At 37.5% G+C, this 22,957-nt stretch carries 16 protein-coding genes; 14 read left to right on the plus strand and 2 right to left on the minus strand.

Annotated elements, in window-relative coordinates; genetic code table 11:
* Nucleotides 1–7 precede the first annotated feature (7 nt).
* The 12 genes from rplA (at nucleotide 8) to ABVM49_RS08880 (ending at nucleotide 19,328) form a co-directional block, all read left to right on the plus strand.
* Complete coding sequence (rplA, locus tag ABVM49_RS08825; protein ID WP_021778471.1) at nucleotides 8–706, plus strand: 50S ribosomal protein L1; 699 nt, start codon at nucleotides 8–10, stop codon at nucleotides 704–706.
* A gap of 15 nt (nucleotides 707–721) precedes the next feature.
* Nucleotides 722–1,243, plus strand: a complete 522-nt coding sequence (gene rplJ, locus ABVM49_RS08830; protein WP_021778472.1) for a 50S ribosomal protein L10 — start codon at nucleotides 722–724, stop codon at nucleotides 1,241–1,243.
* Between the two features lie 56 nt (nucleotides 1,244–1,299).
* On the plus strand, nucleotides 1,300–1,674 hold the full coding sequence (gene rplL, locus ABVM49_RS08835; protein WP_021778473.1) for a 50S ribosomal protein L7/L12: 375 nt from the start codon (nucleotides 1,300–1,302) through the stop codon (nucleotides 1,672–1,674).
* 193 nt (nucleotides 1,675–1,867) lie between these two features.
* The gene (gene rpoB, locus ABVM49_RS08840; protein WP_021778474.1) at nucleotides 1,868–5,689 is read left to right on the plus strand and encodes a DNA-directed RNA polymerase subunit beta; all 3,822 of its coding nucleotides are present in this window, start codon (nucleotides 1,868–1,870) and stop codon (nucleotides 5,687–5,689) included.
* 96 nt (nucleotides 5,690–5,785) lie between these two features.
* Entirely contained in the window at nucleotides 5,786–10,087 is a 4,302-nt protein-coding gene (gene rpoC / locus ABVM49_RS08845; RefSeq protein ID WP_375252878.1) for a DNA-directed RNA polymerase subunit beta', read from the plus strand.
* Nucleotides 10,088–10,338: 251 nt separating this feature from the next.
* A complete protein-coding gene (locus ABVM49_RS08850) occupies nucleotides 10,339–10,659 on the plus strand; it encodes a DUF3467 domain-containing protein (RefSeq protein ID WP_021778476.1) in 321 nt (106 codons plus the stop codon).
* A gap of 264 nt (nucleotides 10,660–10,923) precedes the next feature.
* Entirely contained in the window at nucleotides 10,924–14,526 is a 3,603-nt protein-coding gene (locus ABVM49_RS08855) for a CheR family methyltransferase (RefSeq protein ID WP_405201539.1), read from the plus strand.
* Between the two features lie 4 nt (nucleotides 14,527–14,530).
* A complete protein-coding gene (locus ABVM49_RS08860) occupies nucleotides 14,531–16,738 on the plus strand; it encodes an ATP-binding protein (protein WP_405201540.1) in 2,208 nt (735 codons plus the stop codon).
* Nucleotides 16,738–17,145, plus strand: a complete 408-nt coding sequence (locus ABVM49_RS08865; protein ID WP_405201541.1) for a response regulator — start codon at nucleotides 16,738–16,740, stop codon at nucleotides 17,143–17,145. Before ABVM49_RS08860 ends, ABVM49_RS08865 begins: the two co-directional genes overlap by 1 nt.
* Before the next feature lie 2 nt (nucleotides 17,146–17,147).
* Nucleotides 17,148–17,693 (plus strand): response regulator, encoded by a 546-nt coding sequence (locus ABVM49_RS08870; protein WP_405201542.1) that lies wholly within the window; start codon nucleotides 17,148–17,150, stop codon nucleotides 17,691–17,693.
* Nucleotides 17,690–18,265: a biliverdin-producing heme oxygenase gene (locus ABVM49_RS08875; protein WP_405201543.1), complete on the plus strand. Its 576-nt coding sequence runs from the start codon at nucleotides 17,690–17,692 to the stop codon at nucleotides 18,263–18,265. Before ABVM49_RS08870 ends, ABVM49_RS08875 begins: the two co-directional genes overlap by 4 nt.
* Before the next feature lie 46 nt (nucleotides 18,266–18,311).
* A complete protein-coding gene (locus ABVM49_RS08880) occupies nucleotides 18,312–19,328 on the plus strand; it encodes a helix-turn-helix domain-containing protein (RefSeq protein ID WP_405201545.1) in 1,017 nt (338 codons plus the stop codon).
* Here ABVM49_RS08880 and ABVM49_RS08885 read toward each other — a convergent pair.
* Together ABVM49_RS08885 and ABVM49_RS08890 are read right to left on the minus strand one after the other, a co-directional pair.
* Nucleotides 19,325–19,621 carry a putative quinol monooxygenase gene (locus tag ABVM49_RS08885; protein WP_021778483.1) on the minus strand — a complete coding sequence of 99 codons (297 nt, stop codon included), beginning with the start codon at nucleotides 19,619–19,621 and terminating at the stop codon, nucleotides 19,325–19,327. The two genes, ABVM49_RS08880 and ABVM49_RS08885, sit on opposite strands and share 4 nt — an antisense overlap.
* The gene (locus ABVM49_RS08890) at nucleotides 19,618–20,454 is read right to left on the minus strand and encodes an S-adenosyl-l-methionine hydroxide adenosyltransferase family protein (RefSeq protein ID WP_405201546.1); all 837 of its coding nucleotides are present in this window, start codon (nucleotides 20,452–20,454) and stop codon (nucleotides 19,618–19,620) included. Before ABVM49_RS08890 ends, ABVM49_RS08885 begins: the two co-directional genes overlap by 4 nt.
* Nucleotides 20,455–20,639: 185 nt before the next feature.
* Here ABVM49_RS08890 and ABVM49_RS08895 point away from each other — a divergent pair, with 185 nt between their 5' ends.
* Both ABVM49_RS08895 and ABVM49_RS08900 read left to right on the plus strand, forming a co-directional pair.
* Complete coding sequence (locus ABVM49_RS08895) at nucleotides 20,640–21,596, plus strand: PhoH family protein (protein ID WP_035325186.1); 957 nt, start codon at nucleotides 20,640–20,642, stop codon at nucleotides 21,594–21,596.
* A gap of 115 nt (nucleotides 21,597–21,711) precedes the next feature.
* A complete protein-coding gene (locus ABVM49_RS08900; protein WP_405203670.1) occupies nucleotides 21,712–22,665 on the plus strand; it encodes a phosphoribosylaminoimidazolesuccinocarboxamide synthase in 954 nt (317 codons plus the stop codon).
* Nucleotides 22,666–22,957: the final 292 nt, after the last annotated feature.

Below are 22,957 nucleotides of genomic sequence, written 5' to 3' on the forward strand. Positions count from 1 at the left end.
AACAATAATGGCAAAATTAACAAAAAAGCAAAAAGAAAATCAGTCTAAGATTGAAGCGGGTCAAACCTACAATCTAGCTGAAGCTTCTGCTTTAATCAAAGAAGTAAGTAACGTAAACTTTGACCCTTCTGTAGATATTGCTGTACGTCTTAATGTAGATCCTCGTAAAGCAAACCAGATGGTGCGTGGCGTGGTAACTCTTCCTCACGGAACAGGTAAAGACGTAAAAGTGCTAGCTCTTGTTACTCCGGATAAAGCGGGAGAAGCTGAGGCAGCAGGAGCAGACTACGTAGGTCTTGATGAGTACCTTGAGAAAATCAAAGGTGGTTGGACAGATGTAGACGTTATAATCACAATGCCTAGTGTAATGGGTAAATTAGGGCCTTTAGGACGTGTCTTAGGACCACGTGGTCTAATGCCTAACCCAAAGACAGGTACAGTAACTATGGATATTGCAAAAGCAGTTTCTGATGTAAAAGCTGGTAAAATTGACTTTAAAGTTGATAAGACTGGTATCATCCACGCCTCTGTAGGTAAGGCATCTTTTGATGCAGAAAAAATTGCTGGTAACGCAAGAGAATTAATAACAACATTAGTAAAGCTTAAGCCTACAACTGCAAAGGGTGTTTACATAAAAAGTATTTTTATGTCAAGTACAATGAGCCCTTCTGTAGAGGTTGATACTAAGCGTTTTGCTACTGACTAGTTTAAATTTTAGATTATGACAAGAGAAGAAAAATCAATAGTAATTCAAGATTTAACTACGCAGTTAGGAGAGAACGCTCACATATACCTTACTGATATTTCTGGACTAGATGCTGGGACGACTTCAAATTTACGTCGTGCTTGTTTCAAGGCAGGAGTAAGTTTATCTGTAGTTAAGAACACATTGCTTGCAAAAGCAATGGAAGCATCAGACAAAGATTTTGCAGAACTTCCTGAAGTTTTAAAAGGGAACACTGCAATTATGTTTTCTGAGACTGGAAATGCACCAGCAAAGGTAATTAAGGAGTTTCGTAAGAAATCTGAGAAGCCTTTATTAAAAGGAGCATTTATAGAAGAAGCTATCTACGTTGGAGATGATCAACTAGATAACCTGGTAAATATCAAATCAAGAGAGGAGCTTATTGGAGACATCATTGGATTACTTCAATCGCCTGCTAAGAACGTTGTTAGCGCTCTTAAGTCAAGTGGAGGAACCCTTGCTGGTATTATCAAAACCCTTTCTGAAAAGGAAGGTTAAGCAGTACGCACTATTATTTATTATATAACAATTACAATTTTCAAAAACGATAGAAAATGGCAGATTTAAAAGAATTCGCAGAACAATTAGTTAACCTTACAGTAAAAGAAGTAAACGAGTTAGCTACTATTTTAAAAGATGAGTATGGTATCGAGCCTGCTGCTGCAGCTGTAGCTGTTGCTGCTGGTGGAGCTGGTGGTGGAGACGCTGCTGAGGAGAAGTCAGAATTTGACGTAATCCTTAAGGCTGCTGGAGCTTCTAAGCTTGCTGTAGTTAAGCTTGTAAAAGAATTAACTGGATTAGGTCTTAAAGACGCTAAAGGATTAGTAGATGGTGCTCCATCTCCAGTTAAAGAAGGTGTTGCTAAAGATGAGGCAGAAGCACTTAAAGCTCAGTTAGAAGAAGCTGGTGCAGAAGTTGAGCTTAAGTAAGCTTACCATAATAAATAGATAAAGGTTTAGACTAGTTGTGTCTGTCAAAGGCGCAATTTGGTCTAAACCATTTGTCGTATAAAGTAGTTACCTTTTTTTGTAACTCGACTTTTTCTTGATTTCGGTCGTTAATATAAAATCTTTTTAGACTTGCTAAGGGGCAAGTTTAGTTCTAATCAAATTCCGTTCGTTGATGATGCAAGATGCAAAACAAGGAGAAAGAATCAGTTTCTCATCGGTAAAGAATAGACCTGATTATCCAGACTTTTTGGATATTCAAGTAAAGTCTTTCCAAGATTTCTTCCAGCTGGAAACAAAGTCTGATGAGAGAGGTGATGAGGGTCTTTACAATACTTTTCTGGAGAACTTCCCAATTACAGATACTCGTAACAACTTTGTACTCGAGTTTTTAGATTATTTTGTTGATCCACCTAGATATTCTATACAAGAGTGTATAGAGCGTGGACTTACTTATAGTGTGCCGTTAAAAGCACGTCTAAAATTATACTGTACAGACGAGGAACACGAAGATTTTGAAACAATCGTACAAGATGTATATCTTGGTACAATCCCATATATGACTCCTAGCGGAACATTTGTGATCAACGGCGCAGAGCGTGTTGTTGTTTCTCAATTACACCGTTCTCCAGGGGTATTCTTTGGACAGTCGTTCCACGCAAATGGAACAAAATTATATTCTGCACGTGTAATTCCTTTTAAAGGTTCGTGGATAGAATTTGCGACAGATATTAATAGCGTTATGTATGCTTATATTGATCGTAAAAAGAAATTACCTGTTACTACACTTTTCCGTGCTATCGGTTTTGAAAGAGATAAAGATATCCTTGAGATATTTGATCTTGCAGAAGAGGTTAAAGTATCTAAAACAGGACTTAAAAAATATCTTGGTCGCAAGCTTGCTGCACGTGTTCTTAACACTTGGCACGAGGATTTTGTTGATGAAGATACAGGTGAAGTAGTATCTATCGAGCGTAACGAGATAGTACTTGATCGTGATACAGTTCTTGAAAAAGAGCACGTAGAAGAAATTCTTGAGGCTGGAGCAAAAACTGTATTACTTCACAAAGAAGATAATCAGCAGGCAGATTATGCGATTATCCATAATACATTACAGAAGGATCCAACAAATTCTGAAAAAGAAGCTGTTGAGCATATCTATAGACAATTACGTAATGCAGAACCGCCAGATGAGGAAACTGCACGTGGTATTATAGATAAGTTATTCTTCTCAGACCAACGTTACAACTTAGGTGAAGTAGGTCGTTATAGAATGAATAAGAAATTAGGTCTTGATATCGAGATGGATAAGCAGGTGCTTACTAAGCTAGATATTATTACCATTATAAAATACCTAATTGAGTTAATCAATGCAAAAGCAGAGATTGATGATATTGATCACTTATCAAACCGTCGTGTACGTACAGTAGGTGAGCAACTTTCTGCCCAGTTTGGTGTAGGTCTTGCTCGTATGGCTCGTACAATACGTGAGCGTATGAACGTACGTGATAACGAAGTGTTTACTCCTATAGATTTGATTAATGCAAAGACATTGTCTTCTGTAATTAATTCGTTCTTTGGTACAAACCAGTTATCACAGTTTATGGACCAAACTAATCCACTTGCTGAGATTACGCACAAGCGTCGTCTATCTGCGCTTGGGCCTGGAGGTTTATCACGTGAGCGTGCAGGATTTGAGGTACGTGATGTGCACTATACACACTACGGTAGATTATGTCCTATTGAAACACCAGAGGGACCAAACATTGGTCTTATATCTTCACTAGCTGTTTATGCTAAGGTGAATAATATGGGATTCATTGAGACTCCATATCGTAAGGTTGAAGGTGGTAAGATAGATTTAAAATCAGAACCACAATACTTAAGTGCTGAGGAAGAAGAAGGGATGTTAATAGCGCAAGCAAACAACCCTATGAATGATGAAGGTACAATTACTGAAGAAAAAGTAATTGCACGTATGGAAGGTGATTTCCCAGTAGTAGATCCAGATACAGTACATTATGCAGATGTTAGTCCTAACCAGATTGCATCTATCTCTGCATCACTTATTCCATTCTTGGAACACGATGATGCAAACCGTGCACTGATGGGGTCGAATATGATGCGCCAGGCAGTACCACTTATTATGGCAGATGCGCCTATCGTGGGAACAGGTCTGGAACGTCAAGTAGCTACAGATTCTAGAGTACTAATTAATGCAGAAGGTGCAGGTACAGTAGAGTATGTAGATGCAAATATGATTACTATAAAATATGATCGTACAGATGATGAGCGTCTCGTAAGTTTTGACGAGGATTCTAAATCTTACAATCTTATTAAATTCCGTAAGACTAACCAGGGTACAAATATCAACCTTAAACCTATTGTAAAAGTAGGAGATAGAGTTGAGCGTGGTCAAGTATTATGTCAAGGGTATGCTACCGAGAAAGGTGAGCTTGCACTAGGACGTAATATGAAGGTGGCCTTTATGCCTTGGAAGGGATATAACTTTGAGGATGCGATTGTAATATCAGAAAAAGTAGTACGTGACGATATCTTTACTTCTATACACATTGATGAGTACTCTCTTGATGTACGTGATACGAAGTTAGGTAACGAAGAGCTTACTAATGATATTCCTAACGTTTCTGAAGAGGCTACAAAAGACCTTGATGAGAACGGAATGATCCGTATAGGTGCAGAAGTAAAACCTGGAGATATATTAATAGGTAAGATTACTCCAAAAGGAGAGTCTGACCCTACTCCAGAAGAAAAATTACTTCGCGCAATATTTGGAGATAAAGCAGGAGACGTAAAAGATGCTTCCCTTAAAGCATCACCATCTTTACACGGTGTAGTTATAAACAAGAAATTGTTTGCTAGAGCGATAAAAGATAAACGTAAACGTGCAAAAGATAAAGAAGACATCGCAGTACTTGAAGATAAGTATGATGTGAAGTTTGACGATTTACAGGCGGTATTAATTGAAAAATTATTCAAACTTGTAAATGGTAAGACTGCTCAAGGTGTAATGAATGATCTAGGTGAAGAAGTACTTCCTAAAGGAAAGAAATTTACACTCAAGATGCTTAACTCTGTAGAAGATTACACGCACCTTACACAAGGTACTTGGACTACAGATGATAAGACTAATACACTTATTGCAGACTTATTACACAACTATAAGATTAAAGAAAACGATCTACAAGGTAACTTACGTCGTGAGAAATTTACAATCTCAGTAGGAGATGAGCTACCAGCTGGTATCATCAAACTTGCTAAGGTTTATATTGCTAAAAAACGTAAGCTTAAAGTAGGAGATAAGATGGCGGGACGTCACGGTAACAAAGGTATCGTTGCACGTATCGTACGTCAAGAGGATATGCCATTCCTTGAGGATGGAACTCCTGTAGACATCGTTCTTAACCCACTAGGTGTACCATCACGTATGAACATTGGTCAGATTTATGAGACCGTGTTAGGATGGGCAGGTCAAAAATTAGGAAGAACATATGCGACGCCTATTTTTGATGGAGCAACACTAGATCAGATTAACGCACTTACAGACGAGGCAGGTATACCACGCTTTGGTCATACATATTTATATGACGGAGGTACTGGAGATCGTTTTGATCAACCAGCAACGGTAGGAGTTATCTATATGCTTAAACTAGGGCATATGGTAGATGACAAGATGCACGCGCGTTCTATCGGGCCGTACTCTCTTATTACGCAACAACCTCTTGGAGGTAAGGCGCAGTTTGGAGGGCAACGTTTTGGTGAGATGGAGGTATGGGCTCTTGAGGCATATGGAGCTTCGGCAACATTGCGTGAGATCCTTACTGTAAAGTCTGATGACGTGATTGGTCGTGCTAAGACGTATGAGAGTATTGTAAAAGGAGAGCCTATGCCAGAGCCAGGTCTTCCTGAATCTTTCAACGTATTAATGCACGAGCTTAAAGGACTGGGACTAGACATTCGTCTAGAAGAAAAGTAAATGGTTTTTGGAAAGTGGAGTCTCTCGGGATTCCGCTTTCGCGAAAGCGTAACAATAACCATTCACAACAATAATTAATTCGACATACACAGAATTATGGCAAGAAATAATGACAATGTACAACAGCCGAAGTTTAACGCTATCTCTATTGGTCTTGCGTCTCCAGAATCTATTCTTGGGGCATCAAAAGGAGAAGTCTTAAAGCCGGAAACAATCAACTACAGAACGCACAAGCCAGAGCGTGACGGGTTGTTCTGTGAGCGTATTTTTGGTCCCGTAAAGGATTATGAGTGTGCTTGTGGTAAATATAAAAGAATACGCTACAAAGGGATCGTTTGTGACCGTTGTGGTGTAGAGGTGACAGAGAAGAAAGTACGTCGTGATCGTGTAGGACACATTAACCTTGTGGTTCCTGTGGCTCACATCTGGTACTTTAGATCTTTACCTAATAAAATAGGGTACTTACTTGGTCTTCCATCTAAGAAATTAGATATGATCATTTATTACGAGCGTTACGTGGTTATACAACCAGGTATTGCAAAGAATGAAGAGGGTGAAGACCTTAATAAAATGGATTTCCTTACGGAAGAGGAGTACTTAAACATACTTGACAGTTTACCGCAGGAAAACCTATACCTTGATGATGAAGATCCAAACAAATTTATCGCCAAAATGGGTGCTGAATGTTTGATCGAACTTTTAAGAAGGATAGATCTTAACGAGCTTTCTTATGAGTTACGTCACAAGGCAAATAACGAGACGTCTAAGCAACGTAAAACGGAGGCACTTAAACGTCTTCAAGTTGTAGAGGCATTACGTGATGCAAATAAAAACCGTGAGAATCTTCCAGAATGGATGATTATGAAGGTTGTACCAGTAATTCCACCAGAATTACGCCCACTAGTACCACTAGATGGAGGTCGTTTTGCAACATCAGATCTTAATGATCTTTACCGTCGTGTAATTATACGTAACAACCGTCTTAAGCGTTTGATGGAAATCAAAGCGCCAGAGGTAATCTTACGTAATGAGAAGCGTATGCTACAGGAGTCTGTAGATTCACTTTTTGATAACACACGTAAATCTTCTGCAGTAAAAACAGATTCTAACAGACCATTAAAGTCTCTTTCTGATTCTTTAAAAGGTAAGCAAGGACGTTTCCGTCAAAACTTACTTGGTAAGCGTGTAGATTACTCAGCACGTTCTGTAATTGTTGTAGGACCAGAATTAAAGTTATTTGAATGTGGTATTCCTAAGGGAATGGCAGCAGAGCTTTACAAGCCTTTTGTAATACGTAAGCTTATAGAGCGTGGTATTGTAAAGACTGTAAAATCTGCAAAGAAAATAATAGACAAAAAAGAGCCTGTAGTTTGGGATATATTAGAGAATGTTCTTAAAGGACATCCTATACTCCTTAACCGTGCTCCTACGCTTCACCGTCTAGGTATACAGGCATTCCAGCCTAAACTTATTGAAGGTAAAGCGATACAATTACACCCACTTGTGTGTACAGCATTTAACGCCGATTTTGACGGTGACCAGATGGCAGTACACTTACCACTTGGGCCAGAGGCGATACTTGAGGCGCAGTTATTAATGCTTGCTTCTCATAATATCTTAAACCCTGCAAATGGTGCTCCAGTAGCAGTACCTTCTCAGGATATGGTATTAGGTCTTTACTATATGACAAAGGCCAGAAAATCGACTCCAGAGTTTCACGTAAAAGGAGAAGGAATCACTTTCTACTCTGCAGAAGAGGTAAACATTGCCTACAATGAGAAGCGTGTAGACATTAATGCGATCATTAAAATACGTGCTAAGGATTTTAATGAAAACAAAGAGCTTGTTTATAAAGTAATGGAGACGACTGTAGGTCGTGTGCTATTTAACGAGGCTGTACCAGAAGAAGCTGGATATATAAACGAAGTACTTACTAAAAAGTCACTGCGTGATATTATAGGACGTATTCTTAAGGTAACAAGTGTGCCAGTTACAGCAGCTTTCCTTGACCGTATTAAGACTATGGGATATGGATTTGCATTCCGTGGAGGATTATCATTCTCACTTGGAGATATCATTATCCCAGATGAGAAGCACGGTATGATAGACGAGGCAAATGAGCAAGTAGAAGGTATTACAGGATCTTATAATATGGGTCTTATTACTAATACAGAGCGCTATAACCAAGTTATTGATGTATGGACATCTACAAACGCGACTCTTACAGAGCTTTCTATGAAGCGTATCCGTGAGGATCAACAAGGGTTTAACTCTGTGTATATGATGCTTGACTCAGGAGCACGTGGATCTAAAGAGCAGATACGCCAGCTTACAGGTATGCGTGGTCTAATGGCAAAACCTAAGAAATCTAACGATGGAGGTGGGGCTATTATTGAAAACCCAATTCTTTCTAACTTTAAGGAGGGTCTTTCAATTCTTGAGTACTTTATCTCTACGCACGGTGCACGTAAAGGTCTTGCAGATACCGCTCTTAAAACGGCAGATGCAGGTTACTTAACACGTCGTCTAGTAGATGTATCTCAAGATGTAATCATAAACAGTACAGATTGTGGTACATTAAGAGGAGTAGAAGTAGCTGCGTTAAAGAAAAACGAAGAGGTAATAGAATCTCTAAGTGCTCGTATCATAGGTCGTACATCTCTTAATGATGTTATAAACCCGCTTACTAACGAGGTAATCGTTGAGGCTGGTGTTGAGATAGATGAAGATATCGCAGAGATTATAGGAGCTGCACCAATAGAAACTGTAGAAGTACGTTCTGCGCTTACTTGTGAGGCTAAGAAAGGTATTTGTGTAAAATGTTACGGTCGTAACCTAGCTACTAATAAAACGGTACAAATGGGTGAGGCAGTAGGAGTAGTTGCAGCACAGTCTATTGGAGAACCAGGAACACAGCTTACACTTCGTACCTTCCACGTAGGAGGGGTTGCAGGAGGTGTGTCTGAAGACTCTAGCGTAACAGCTAAGTTTGACGGTAAACTGGAGATAGAAGATCTTAAGACAGTAATGGGAGAAGATAATGAAGGTAACCCTGCAGAAATCGTAATCTCTCGTACTTCTGAAGCAAAAGTTTCAGATCCTAAGACGGGTATCACACTTAGTACAAATACAATTCCTTACGGTTCACAAATTTTTGCCAAGTCTGGTGATAAGGTAAAAGCTGGAGAGGTAATCTGTAAGTGGGATCCATTTAACGGAGTTGTGATTTCAGAATTTGCCGGAAAAATTAAGTTTGAGTCTATTGAGCAAGGTATAACGTACCGTGTAGAAACAGATGAACAAACAGGTTTCCAAGAAAAAGTAATTTCTGAATCTAGAGATAAGAAAAAAATACCAACATTAATCATTGAGGATAGCAAAGGAAACGCGCTACGTTCTTACAACTTACCAGTAGGAGCTCACCTTATGATAGATGATGGAGATAAGATTAAAGAAGGAAAAATTCTTGTAAAAATACCTCGTAAGTCTGCAAAGGCTGGAGATATTACAGGAGGTCTACCACGTGTAACAGAATTATTTGAAGCACGTAATCCATCTAATCCAGCAGTAGTGTCTGAGATAGACGGTGTAGTATCTTTCGGAAAAATAAAGCGTGGTAATCGTGAGATTATCGTAGAGTCAAAACTTGGTGAAGTTAAGAAGTACCTAGTAAAATTATCTAACCAGATTCTTGTACAAGAAAATGATTATGTAAGAGCAGGTATGCCACTTTCTGATGGTTCTGTAACGCCTAATGATATATTAAATATCAAAGGCCCATCTGCAGTACAACAGTACCTTGTTAACGAAGTACAAGAAGTATATCGTCTACAAGGGGTGAAGATTAACGATAAGCACTTTGAGGTTGTAGTACGCCAGATGATGCGTAAAGTACGTATACAAGATCCAGGTGATACTATCTTCTTAGAGAACCAGCTTATTCACAAAGCAGACTTTATCGAAGAGAATGACGCTATGTACGGAATGAAAGTCGTAGAAGATGCAGGAGAATCTGAAAACCTTAAACCAGGGCAGCTAGTATCTCCACGTGAACTTCGTGATGAAAATTCTTTACTAAGAAGAGAAGATAAGAATCAAGTAACTGCACGTGATGTACAACCAGCGACTGCTTCTCCTATTCTTCAGGGTATTACAAGAGCATCGCTACAGACTAAGTCATTTATCTCTGCAGCATCTTTCCAAGAGACAACAAAAGTACTTAACGAAGCTGCTGTAAGCGGTAAGATAGATTACTTAGAAGGTCTTAAAGAAAATGTAATTGTAGGTCATAAAATTCCAGCTGGTACAGGTATGCGTCGTTATGATGACATTCTTGTAGGTAGCAAGGAAGATCTAGCAAATATGATGCAAGAAAAGCAAGAAGTAAACTATAACTAGTACGTATTGTACTAACAGTATAGTTAGATATAAAATCCCGTTTGACTTTTTTGTCAAACGGGATTTTTATTTTCATTGAGTATGTAAACAGCATTTTGACTAAGTAATACACTACTATCAGTACAAAGTGGTAGGGTTTTTATTCCGCTTTCGCGAAAGCGCACCAATTCTTACCTTCACAATAGATAAAGTGATGTATGGACATTGCTCACTCCCATAAATTAATTTAAAAATTAACAAAGACACCAATAATGGCAGACGATAAAAAACAAAACCAAAACCAGAAGAAAATAAACATAGAGCTTACAGAAGATATGGCTCAGGGTACTTATTCTAACCTAGCAATTATAAATCACTCTGTATCTGAGTTTGTGGTAGATTTTGTAAATATTATGCCTGGCACCCCTAAAAGTAAGGTGAAGAGTCGTATAATTCTTACTCCTCAACACGCAAAGCGACTTGCTAAGGCACTAGCAGATAATGTAAAACGTTTTGAAAATGCACACGGCGTGATAAAGGACTACGAGAAGCAGCCAGTGCCACTTAATTTTGGACCTACAGGTCAAGCTTAAGTCGTATTTTTTTAATTTTATCTTGTCTATAAACGGTTTGTTTTAGCTAATTTTGATTTCTTAATTTTTTGTTAAAACGTTCTCATTTGGCTAAATTATGAATGCTATTAATGTAATGCATCTATAATCATAATCAATTTAAATGGGCTCATTATGAAAATGTTAAAATAAATCGTAAATTTCTATTGTGAAATAATTTTTGAGACTCTAGTGTGAAAATTAGTGACTTAAACAAGTGTATATTTCTCACTAAATTTCTATTTCTTGAAAATCTCAAAAAATAAAAAACACATCATTGTTGCTGTAGGGGCAAGTGCAGGAGGTCTAGAGGCTCTCAATGCTTTTTTTGATAATGTGGTAGAAAATTATGACTACAGTTATGTAATCATACAGCATCTATCACCAGATCATAAGAGCTTAATGGCAGAGTTACTGGCAAAGAAAACTAAAGTGCCTATAGTAGCAGTTACAGACGACTCTATAATTGAGAGAAACTGCATTTATGTGATTCCTCCTACTATGAATCTTGTAATACAAGATGGACATCTCAAGTTACTAGACAAGCCAGAGGCAAAAACGCTCAATTTACCCATAGATTTATTTATGGAGTCTCTAGCAGTGGCCTATGGTAGAGATGCTGTAGGTGTTATATTAAGTGGTACAGGTAGTGATGGTACACGTGGTATACAGGCTATAAAAAAACAAGGCGGACTAGTCCTTGTACAACAACCAGAAGATGCTAGCTTTAATGGTATGCCATCTAGTGCAATAAATACGGGTGATGTAGACTATATCGTTCCTGCAAGAGAAATGATAGGTGAGATACATACATATTACAATGATGGTCTCATTGTAAACTATGATGATGAAACTTCTCAAAAAGTAAATGAGCAGTTGCGCACCATTTTAAACATATTGCATAGTAGCACTACAATAAATTTTAACTACTATAAAAGACCTACCATATTAAGGCGTACAGAGCGACGTATGAATAGTCTTAAAATCAAAACCTTTGATGAGTATATTAACTATCTCCATATGCATTCTGAAGAGGTCATTATTTTATATAAAGAGTTTTTAATAGGTGTGACAAAATTTTTTAGAGATACAAAAGCGTGGGATTTACTTGAAACAGAAACCATACCTGCAATTGTAAGTGATAAGCATAATGGTGATATTATAAAGGTTTGGGACGTGGCTTGTTCTACAGGAGAAGAGTCATACTCTATAGCCATCCTTTTTGAAGAAGAAATTAAGAAGCAAAACAAGGATATAACGCTCAAAATTTTTGCTACAGATATTTCTGAAGAACATATACAAAGTGCATCTGCAGGTGTATTTACAAAGAGAGTAGTAGATAACGTTCCACCTTCAAAATTAAATAAATACTTTAGTCAAGAGGGTGATGAGTTTAAAATCAACCCAGATCTCAGGAATAAAATTATTTTTTCAAATCACGATATTTTAAAAGATCCTCCATTTAAAAATATGGATATGGTTATATGCCGTAATCTATTAATATATCTCAAGCCAGAGGTGCAAACCGCCGTTTTGCATACCCTGCATTACTCGCTTAAACGTGAAGGGTATTTATTTTTGGGTTCTAGCGAGTCTCATACAGCTTTACGTAACTCTTTTGAAGCTGTAAATGGAAAGTTGAATATTTTCAAAAACATTATCCCATCAGAAAGATTGCATAGTGAGCTTCTTACCTCAAAGGTTAAAAAGGGTAGTAGTACGCTTTCGCGAAAGCAAAAACAAAAATCTGTTACACCTTTGGTATCCTTTGACGGAGATATTAAAATGTGTATTTCTGAGGCGATTATTTCACAGTTTGATACCGCTAGTGTTTATATAGAAAGTGATTTTAAAGTAGTAGATGCAATGGGGGCCTTTGCAAAATATGCTCAGTTGCCAGAAACAGGTTTTTCACTAGACTTGCTCAAAATGTTGCCCGATAATCTTAAGACTGCTGTAAATAGTGCGGCCAGAAAGGCTAAGCGCACTAAGAGCGATTTTATTTATAAAAATGTGGCTACACAAAAGGCTGGTGTAGACACTATGGTAAATGTAATCGTAAAGCCCATATTTAAAAATAATACAGATGACTGTGATTATGTAATCACATTTATTGAGCAAGAGTTTACTCCAGACACAACCATACAGACGGGTGTTATGAGCCTTGCTACTACACCAGATGCACGTATTAAAGACCTCATTGATGAAATCGAGGAGACTAGAGGAGAGTTAAAAAAGGCCTTAGAAGATGCAGAGAGTAGCAATGAAGAATTACAAACACTTAACGAGGAGTTACTAGCCTCAAATGAAGAGTTACAAAGTACTAATGAAGAGTTGCAAAGTGTAAACGAGGAGCTGCATACCGTTAATGTTGAGCACATAGAAAAAATGGATGATCTTGCCCTGCTCAATGCAGATATGGATAACATTCTCAATAGTACACAGATTGCTACTATATTTTTAGATAGAGAGCTTACTATAAGAAAGTTTACTCCTTCTATACAAGAACATTTTAAGTTAATAAAACAAGATGTAGGGAGGCCTATCGAGCATTTCTTAACCCAGCTGGGTACAGGTGCTAAGTCTATGCTCAAAACCAAGATCGAGAAGGTAATGGAAACTGGCATAATAAACGAAACCCAGATTAATAAAAAAGATGGGCGTTCATACATAAGGCGTATATCTCCATTTTATACAGGAACTAAAAAAATAGAAGGTTCTGTCATCACATTTGTAGATATTACAAAAACCGTCGAGTCACAAAAAAAATTAAAAGAAAGCCAGCAAAAGTTTAAAGACTTCTACGAGAATGATCCCGTGATGCACGCTAGTGTAAACCCGTCTACCGGTCGTATAGTAGAGTGTAATAAAATATTCTTAGACACTCTTAAACTTAAGTCTAGAGATGAGGCAGTAGGTAGACGCATATTTGACTTTTATACAGACCAGTCTAAGGCAAAAGGATTGGGTCTTCTTGATCAGATCCAAAAAACTGGGGTTATAGAAGGAGAGCAAATGACACTTGTAGATATAGATGGAAATCATATACCTATCATTCTTAATTCAGAGCTTGTAGTTCCAGAGGTGGGATCTTCATACTCTAGATCTACTTTAATAAATATATCAGACTTGCAGCGCGCACAGCAACTTATGTATGATAAGAATGAGGAGCTGCAACGCATTAATACAGACCTAGAGCAGTTTGTCTCTATTTGCTCACACGATTTACAAGAGCCTCTTGGTACGATACGTTTTAGCAGTGATGTGATTTTAAAGAAATTTAGTGAAAATCTAGATCCAAAAGCCACAGAGTACCTAGGTTACATATATGGTGCCGCTGGTAGAATGGCAGACCAAATTAAAGGCTTACTAGAACATAGTCGCATAGGTCAAGAACTGGAGCGTACCGAGGTAGATGTGCAAGAGTTATTAGAAATTGTAAAATATGACCTAGGTAAGCGCCTTAGAGAGTGCAATGGCAAAATACACTTAAGCAGGATGCCTTCTATATGGGCTTATAAGACAGAGCTTAGATTATTGTTTCAAAACCTCATAGGAAACTCTCTTAAATATTGCAAACCAGATGTGAGCCCGGTGGTGCGCATTTCTTCTTTTGAAGATGAGGGCTATTGGACATTTGTAATTAATGACAACGGTATAGGCATCGCTCAAGATGATCTAGATAATGTGTTTAAAATATTTGGTAGAGCTGCTACTCAGCACAAGTATGAGGGTACCGGTGTGGGGCTTGCTCATTGTGAGAAAATTGTAAAACTGCACGACGGGACCATTTGGGTAGACTCGCAAGTTAATGTGGGTAGTACGTTTTACTTTAAAATAAAAAAGTAAATATATGTCAGGCCCTTCTACTTTATATCCAAAAAAAATAGACCTTACTAATTGTGACAAGGAGCCTATACATTTATTAGGTCAAGTACAATCACACGCTTATCTCTTTGTAATAGATGCACTTAATAAGCAACTTGTGCGGGCTTCTGAAAATGTATTTGATTTGCTTTCGCGAAAGCGTGAAGACATTCATACAATCACGATTAAAGATATTTTTGGACCTAGTGCTAGTACCATTGCATCGTGTATTGAAGGTAAAAATACTCAGACTATTGAAGTCGAAGTTAAAGGGAAGAGATATGTAGTGATTACTCACTATAGAGAAAATCTTATTTATATAGAGCTAGAGCCTATAGTAGCACAAGCAGAGGCTCATATAGTACAGCGACAGCTTTCAGATATTATTACAGATCTTAGTCAAGCTATTACAGTGAGTGAGATGTGTGATAAAACGGCAAATCTCATAAAAAGCTTAACCGGTTATGACCGTGTAATGCTTTATAAATTTGATCAAAACTGGAATGGCACAATCATCTCAGAGTCTCGTGAAGAGGTATTAGAAAGTTGGCTAGGGATGCATTACCCTGCTACAGATATTCCACAGCAGGCTCGTAAAAGCTTCTTAAAGCAAGGGGTGCGCATCATTGCAGATGTTGCCTCTCAGACATCTGCCGTATTTCCAGAGCTTAATGAGCAGGGGCAGCCATTAGACCTCACGAATTGTGAGTCTAGAGCCTCTTCTCCTATACATATAGAGTATCTAGAGAATATGAAAGTAGGAGCTACTCTTACTGCTGCTATTGTAAGTAATGGAACTTTATGGGGGCTTATAGCTTGCCACCATTACAGCCCTAAGTTTACAAATTATTACCAGCGGCAAACTATAAAATTTTTGACTCAAGTTTTTTCTACGCAGCTTACCTTACGTTCTTCAAACGAGGTTCTTGCGCGTATTAATGCTACCACAGCAAGTCGAGCAAAACTTGTAGAACAAATGAGTAATGAGTGGGATGTGCAGGGAGGTTTAACAAAAAAACCTACATCTATGCTAACCATCACAGAAGCTACAGGTGGGGCTGTGTTTTTAGAAAACACACTGTCTACAGTGGGTGATACACCTAGTAAAGAAGACATAAAAAATCTCATAGACTGGATATACACAACGCAACTAGGTAATACATATACAACTCAAAATCTTACTAAAGTATATGAGAAAGGTAAGGCTTTCGCCAAAATGGCTTCTGGCGTGTTATGTGTTTTTATTTCAAAAGGACAAAAGGACTGCCTTCTTTGGTTTAAACCAGAACTAAAACAAGTGATTTCTTGGGGTGGAAATCCAGAAAAGGCCGTTGCCGAAAAAAATAAGCGCTTAAGCCCTCGTAAGTCTTTTGAAAAGTGGAACCAAGAGCAAGTACTCACCTCGTTGCCTTGGAAAGATTATGAAATTGCATCTGCTCAAGCCTTAAAAACGAGTATATCTAATATCATTATAAGTAGATATCAAGAAGTAAAATTACTTAATGATAAATTAAAAGAGGCTTATAAGGAATTAGAGTCTTTTAGTTATAGCGTCTCTCACGATCTGAGATCGCCACTAAGGGGTATAGATGGATTTGCTCAAATTATTAAAGAGGATTATTTTGACACCCTAGACGATTATGGTAAGAATGCCATACAGACTATTATAGACTCAACAAGTAAGATGAACACGCTTATAGATGACATACTTGCTTTTTCTGGAATAGGCAAGGATCAGACAGCTATGGGAGTTTTTGATATGCAAGAACTGGTAAATGAGGTGGTACAATTTTTACAACTTGAAAAAAAATATAACAATGCTATCATAGAGGTAGAAGCAGATTTGCCTAAAGCATATGGAGATAGAGGTATGATTTTTCAACTATTAATTAACCTTATAGGTAATGCCTTAAAGTATAGCCATACAGTACAAAAGCCATCTGTACATATAGGTGTTTTAAAAGATAAATCACCAGCAGTTTACTACGTGCGTGATAATGGCATAGGCTTTAATGAGGCTCATAAGGAAAAAATATTCGGTGTTTTTAATAGACTCGTAAAAGACGAATTTGAAGGGTCTGGTATAGGGCTTGCGATTGCACAACGTGTTATTGATAAGCATCAAGGAGTCATTTGGGCAGAGAGTAAGGAGCACCAAGGAGCAACATTTTATTTTCAACTTCCAGTTAGATAATGAAAGGATTTATAGTTTCTGTAGAAGATAACCCTAATGATTGTGCATTGATGAAGCGTATTTTTGAACGTGAGATGCCTTTAGTGAAAACACATATTATAGAAGATTCTCTTAAAGCACTTGATTGGTTTCAAGAGTTTAATGATGTTAAGAATACTCCAGATCTTATATTCTTAGATATCAAAATGCCTAAATTAGATGGGCTCGCATTGCTAAAAGAAATCCGTAAGCTGCCACTTTTTACAAATTCCCCTATTGTGATAATGAGCTCTTCAGACCAGCTAAGTGATAGAAATAAGGCTTACGCATACGGTGCAAATAGCTATTTAGAAAAGCCTAAAAGCTATACAGAGTTAAAAGAAATATTACCAGTAATTTCAAACTACTGGTTAACCCTAAATAAGTAAATATGGCAACAGAAGTACATATATTACTAGTAGAAGATACAGACTCTGATGCTGCTCTTATCACTAGACAAATACACAAATTAGATAAAAATTATAAAGTTCAAGTAGTAGATAATCTGTCTGATCTAGAGGTTGCGATAAAAACATTTAATCCTCAACTCATAATTTCGGATTATAACCTGCCTACTTGTACGGGTATGGAGGTTCTAGAGGTATCTAGAGATAAATCGCCTACAGCTATTTTTCTATTTGTTACAGGCACCTTACAAGATGAGGAGCTGGCGGCAGAGACTATTTTAAATGGAGCAGATGGCTTCATACTCAAAAAGCATATAAACGTACTGGCCTCAAAACTATCACCATATATTGATAAAATTAAGAATAGACCAGTTATAGTTCAGAATACGAGAAATAGAATAAAGCAAAGCACAGATCTCGTTAATGATATTAAGAATTATATGGATGATATAAATAAGGAAAATATCACTCATCAAGAACGCATTGCCAAAATAAGAGAACACCTAGAAAAAATCAAAAAATCCCTATGATATTAGAACATCTTAAAGAAAAAACTAAAGCGATACACGATGAGGTAGAAGAAGATAACCTTACGGGATTTATAATGGATGGTAGTATAAATCAAGCGCAATACGAAGAGCTCTTGAGGCAAAACTTTTCTGTTTACAAAGCGGTCGAAGATTTTATAAACGCACGTTATGATAACTTGCCAGACGATCTTAAGCCTTTTGCTGGTTATCACAAAACAAACGCACTGGCAAAGGATATTGCTGGTTTTTCTAACTTCCCATTGCCACAGCCTACAGCGATAACAGGTCCTCGGGACTTAGGTACGCTTGTAGGAGCTTTATATGTAATAGAGGGATCTATGATGGGGGGTATGATGATGAGTAAAAAACTACAATCTTGTGAGAAGTTGGCACATATAGAAGCGCATTATTTTTATAACACAGATACAAAAGTAGCTGCTACTAGATGGAAATCCTTTAAGGAAGCTGTATTGAGTTGCAAGTTTACAAGTGAGGATATAGATAAGGCTGGTGTAAGTGCCATTCATATTTTTGAACACTTTAAAAAGGCTTATAAAAAGCCCACAATGTAGTATCGCCTCATATCATTACTACGATTTACTTTTTTTATAAAGACTTATGAAATCTTACAAACTTAAAATAGAACAGGTAGATGACTTTGTACCTGAGATTGCAGGGGCCTTTGGCGTAAATTTTACAAATAGTTTTGGAGAGTTTGCAGTAAAGATACCATCGCACATAGGTACTGGAGAGATAAAGGGTATTAATTTCCCTAACGGTATAGGTTTACATATCATAAACTGCGATATGCACGATGATACCGAGTTCTATTTTGAGAATAATGGTATAAACTCTCTTAGGTTCATATACTGTATGAAAGGGGAGATTGCTCATAAGTTTTCTTCTAGCGAAGAAGAGATTGCCATACGTCGCGCAGAGCATCTTATTGCCGCACCTACGTATGAGGAAGACCAGATTTATATTATAAAAAAAGATAGTCCTGCCATTATTTGTTATTTGGAGATAAATAAAGTTAAGTTTCAAGAGCAGTTATCGTATGACCTTAATAAGATAGATGCAGCTTATTATCCACTTTTTGCAGATGTAAATGGGCTAACCCAAATTGCTCATAAAGGTTATTACAGTCTACAAATTTCCGATATCATAGACAGTATACTCAATAACGAAGATCAAGGTCTGGTTCGTACTAATTACCTAGGTGCAAAGGCACTTGAGTGTACTTCACTTATGCTTAAATTGTATAGGGAGGACTCACTAGAAGGTAATAAACGTACCACATTAAGACTATCAGATATGGATACTGTGTTAGCTGCCGTAAACTATATAGAAAATAACATTTCAAAACTTGAGACCATACCAGAAATTGCCGAAGCTGTAGGTATAGAAGCTTATAGGTTACAAGATGGTTTTAAACGCAATTATGGGATGACCGTAAATGATTATATAAAAGAATATCGATTAAAACGTGCCTTAACAATGCTCACCTCAGAAGATAAGAATGTCTCTGAGGTTGTGTATGCACTTGGACTATCCAGTAGGAGCTACTTTTCAAAAATTTTTAAAGAAAAGTATGGTATTCCTCCTTCTTCATTGCGCAAGGTGCCAGAGCTCTAATCTTGTTTATCAAGAGAGTTTGTACTCCAGGCTTCTGGTTTTCCAGAAAATTTTGGTTTTGTGTTTGCCCATATGCCTTTAAAGAGATCTGAGTTGCGATAACCCTGCAGAGCCTCGTTAGATTCCCAGTGACTGTGCGTAAAGAATATAGAAGGATCTTCGGCATCTTGCAGTAGTTCTAAGTAGAGACAACCTTTAAAAGCACGTATATCACTTTTTACCTTCTCAAAATTGTTTAAAAAAGAGGGTATCTCGCTTTCGCGAAAGCGTAATTTTACCAGTCTTACGATCATTTATCTGTAAAATTTATCATTACCGTATCTCTATAATTGAGGCCAAAGAGGCTAGCAGCACTACCTACTGTACTAGGATTACTTTTGTAAATGGCAAGCTCTATGTAACCACCAGAGTTAAAAACGGCTAGTTTCTTACCTTCCTCTTCTCGCTTAGACTTTTCTATGTCAAAGTTTATAGCATCGCTATACTGCTTATAGATTTTTGTAATGTCTGCACCACGTGCTTCAAGTCTAAAGCTGCGACCTTTGCCCACTTCGTCAAATAGTTTTTTTGTGATGTTACTTACCACATTACCATAGTTATCTATATAAATGACGTTACCAGATATCTGGTTGCGAGATGTGTTTATAACAGGTGCGATACCTGTAAGTTGTCTTATGTTATCTATGTTTTTACCTATCACACCTAGCGTACCACCACGTGCGATATGGCAGGCCGTCTTTACAAACACATCTAGTACAGTAAAGTTAGTAAGTGTGCGGTCGTGTATGTTTATCTCTACTTTTTCCTCAGGTACAATATCTTTTGTGAGTAGCGATATGATACCATTATTTGCACATATAAAATAATGACCATCTAGTTTTACGGCTATGTGGTTTGTCTCTGGGGTGAGCTCGCTGTCTACACCTATAACGTGTATGGACCCTTTCGGGAAATTTTGATACGCATTTTGAATAATATAAGCTGCTTCCATAAGATGAAAAGGCGATACAGAGTGCGATATATCTACAATACGCACATCCTCTAGCTCTGAGTAAATCGCTCCTTTTACGGCTCCTGCAAAAGGATCTTTCTCGCCATAGTCTGTTGTAAGAGTGATTAATTTCATATAAAGTACTGTGCTTTGTTTTCTTAAAGAGTTACTTGTTTAAAATAGTTATAAACCATCATTGTTTATTATTTAATCGTTAACAGGGTGTTGTACTCGTGTTTTGGTGATTAAAAAATGCGTATTTTGGTAGTAAACAAAGCTAAAATATTTTACGGACGTAACTCACTAAATCCTTCTGCCTTTTGAACGAATTAATCTTAGAACTCTCAGAAATCAATCCGCGCGAATTTTTTGGACAGCGCAATGCTAATATAGAACTCCTTAAGCAGTATTTTCCTAAACTCAAGATAGTAGCTAGAGGTAATAAAATCAAAGCTTACGGAGATGAAGATCTTCTAGAAGAGTTTGATAGGCGTATGACGATGCTTATGGATCACTTTGGGAAGTATAATAAGATAGATGAAAACTCAATAGAGCGCGTACTCACAAGTGTGAGTAAAGAAGATTATGAGACGCCTGTAGAGAGTGGCGATGTGCTAGTACACGGCGTGAGTGGTAAACTCATAAAGCCACAAACGGCAAACCAGCGTAAACTCGTAGAGCTTTCAAAAAAGAATGACCTAACCTTTGCTATAGGTCCTGCCGGTACTGGTAAAACATATGTAGGCGTTGCACTAGCCGTAAAAGCGCTTAAGGAGAAGCGAGTAAAACGCATTATACTCACGAGACCTGCTGTAGAGGCTGGAGAAAATTTAGGTTTTCTACCTGGTGATATGAAGGAGAAGCTGGACCCTTATATGCAACCACTTTATGATGCCCTTAGGGATATGATTCCTAGTGAAAAGCTAGAGACCTTTATTGAGAAAGGAGTGATACAAATTGCACCTATGGCATTTATGCGTGGTCGTACACTTGATAATGCTTTTGTGATACTTGATGAAGCTCAAAACACAACACACGCCCAGATGAAGATGTTCCTTACTCGTATGGGACGTAATGCAAAGTTTATGATTACTGGAGATCCAGGGCAGATAGATTTACCTAGACGTGTCACCAGTGGTCTTAAGGAAGCGTTACTTATCCTCAAAACCGTAAAAGGCGTAGGGATGATTTATCTTGATGATAAAGATGTGGTGCGCCATCCTCTAGTAAAGAAAATGATTGCGGCTTATCGAGAGATAGAAAATAGAAACGACTAACATATTTCTATACTTTTAATTCGTAATATATCATTCAGAATTTTACTTTTGAAGAATAACTAATCGTGTTGTTTTAATACCTCAAAAGGATTAACATAACCGTTCAAACCAACCTATAGTGAACACTATTACAGACACTAATTTTAACTTCCCTGGTCAGAAATCTATCTATAAGGGTAAAGTGAGAGAAGTCTACACACTCGAAGATGATTTATTACTTATGGTTGCGACAGATAGGCTAAGCGCCTTTGACGTTGTAATGCCTAAAGGAATTCCTTTTAAGGGACAAATCTTAAATCAGATTGCTACAAAAATGATGAAGGATACAGAAGACCTCGTGCCTAACTGGCTCGTGGCTACTCCAGATCCTAATGTGGCAATAGGGAAGCGATGTGAGCCTTTTAAAGTGGAGATGGTAATACGTGGCTATATGTCTGGGCACGCGGCTAGAGAGTATAAAGCGGGTAGGAGAATACTTTGTGGTGTTGCAATGCCAGAAGGAATGAAAGAAAATGATGCCTTTCCAGAGCCTATCATCACACCAGCTACTAAGGCAGAGATGGGTGATCACGATGAGGATATCTCAAGAGAGGATATTATTAAAAAGAACATCGTTTCAGAAGAGGATTACCTCGTGCTAGAAGATTACACACGCAAGCTTTTTCAAAGAGGAAGTGAGATAGCAGCATCTAGAGGACTTATATTGGTAGATACCAAGTATGAATTTGGAAAAACAGCAGATGGTGAGATTGTTCTCATAGATGAGATACATACACCAGACTCTTCTCGTTACTTCTATGCCGAAGGTTATGAGGAGCGTCAAGCAGCTGGCGAAGCTCAAAAACAACTATCTAAAGAGTTTGTGAGACAGTGGCTTATCTCAAATAACTTTCAAGGTCTAGAGGGACAAACGGTGCCTGAGATGACAGATGAGTACATAGAGACTGTATCAGAAAGATATATTGAGTTGTATGAGAATATTACAGGTGACGCTTTCGCGAAAGCGGATACTTCAAACATTCAAGAGCGTATCGAGAAGAACGTTTTGCAATATCTAAATTCACTTTGAAATTTTATGTGTTAAAGTATTATTTTGTTAAAATAATATTAAATTCTCTAATTATTGATAAAAGTATATCGTATTAAAGGACTATATGTAAAAGATCTTAAAAACTCTATAGTAGCGGTCATATCAGTGTATTCTAGTTAAATACCTTTATTAGAGTTGGAAATTAATATCTTAAAATTTTCTTAATTTTTTCGTTTAAATAGTGTAGCTGTAAAGTTAATATAAAACCGCAGCTTTGGTAATTGCGTAGGTTTTTTATAACAACAAAAACCAAACATTATGCGAAACACTA

Origin of the sequence: Dokdonia sp. LLG6352-1 (assembly GCF_045055815.1) — a bacterium.
Taxonomy (GTDB): domain Bacteria; phylum Bacteroidota; class Bacteroidia; order Flavobacteriales; family Flavobacteriaceae; genus Dokdonia; species Dokdonia donghaensis.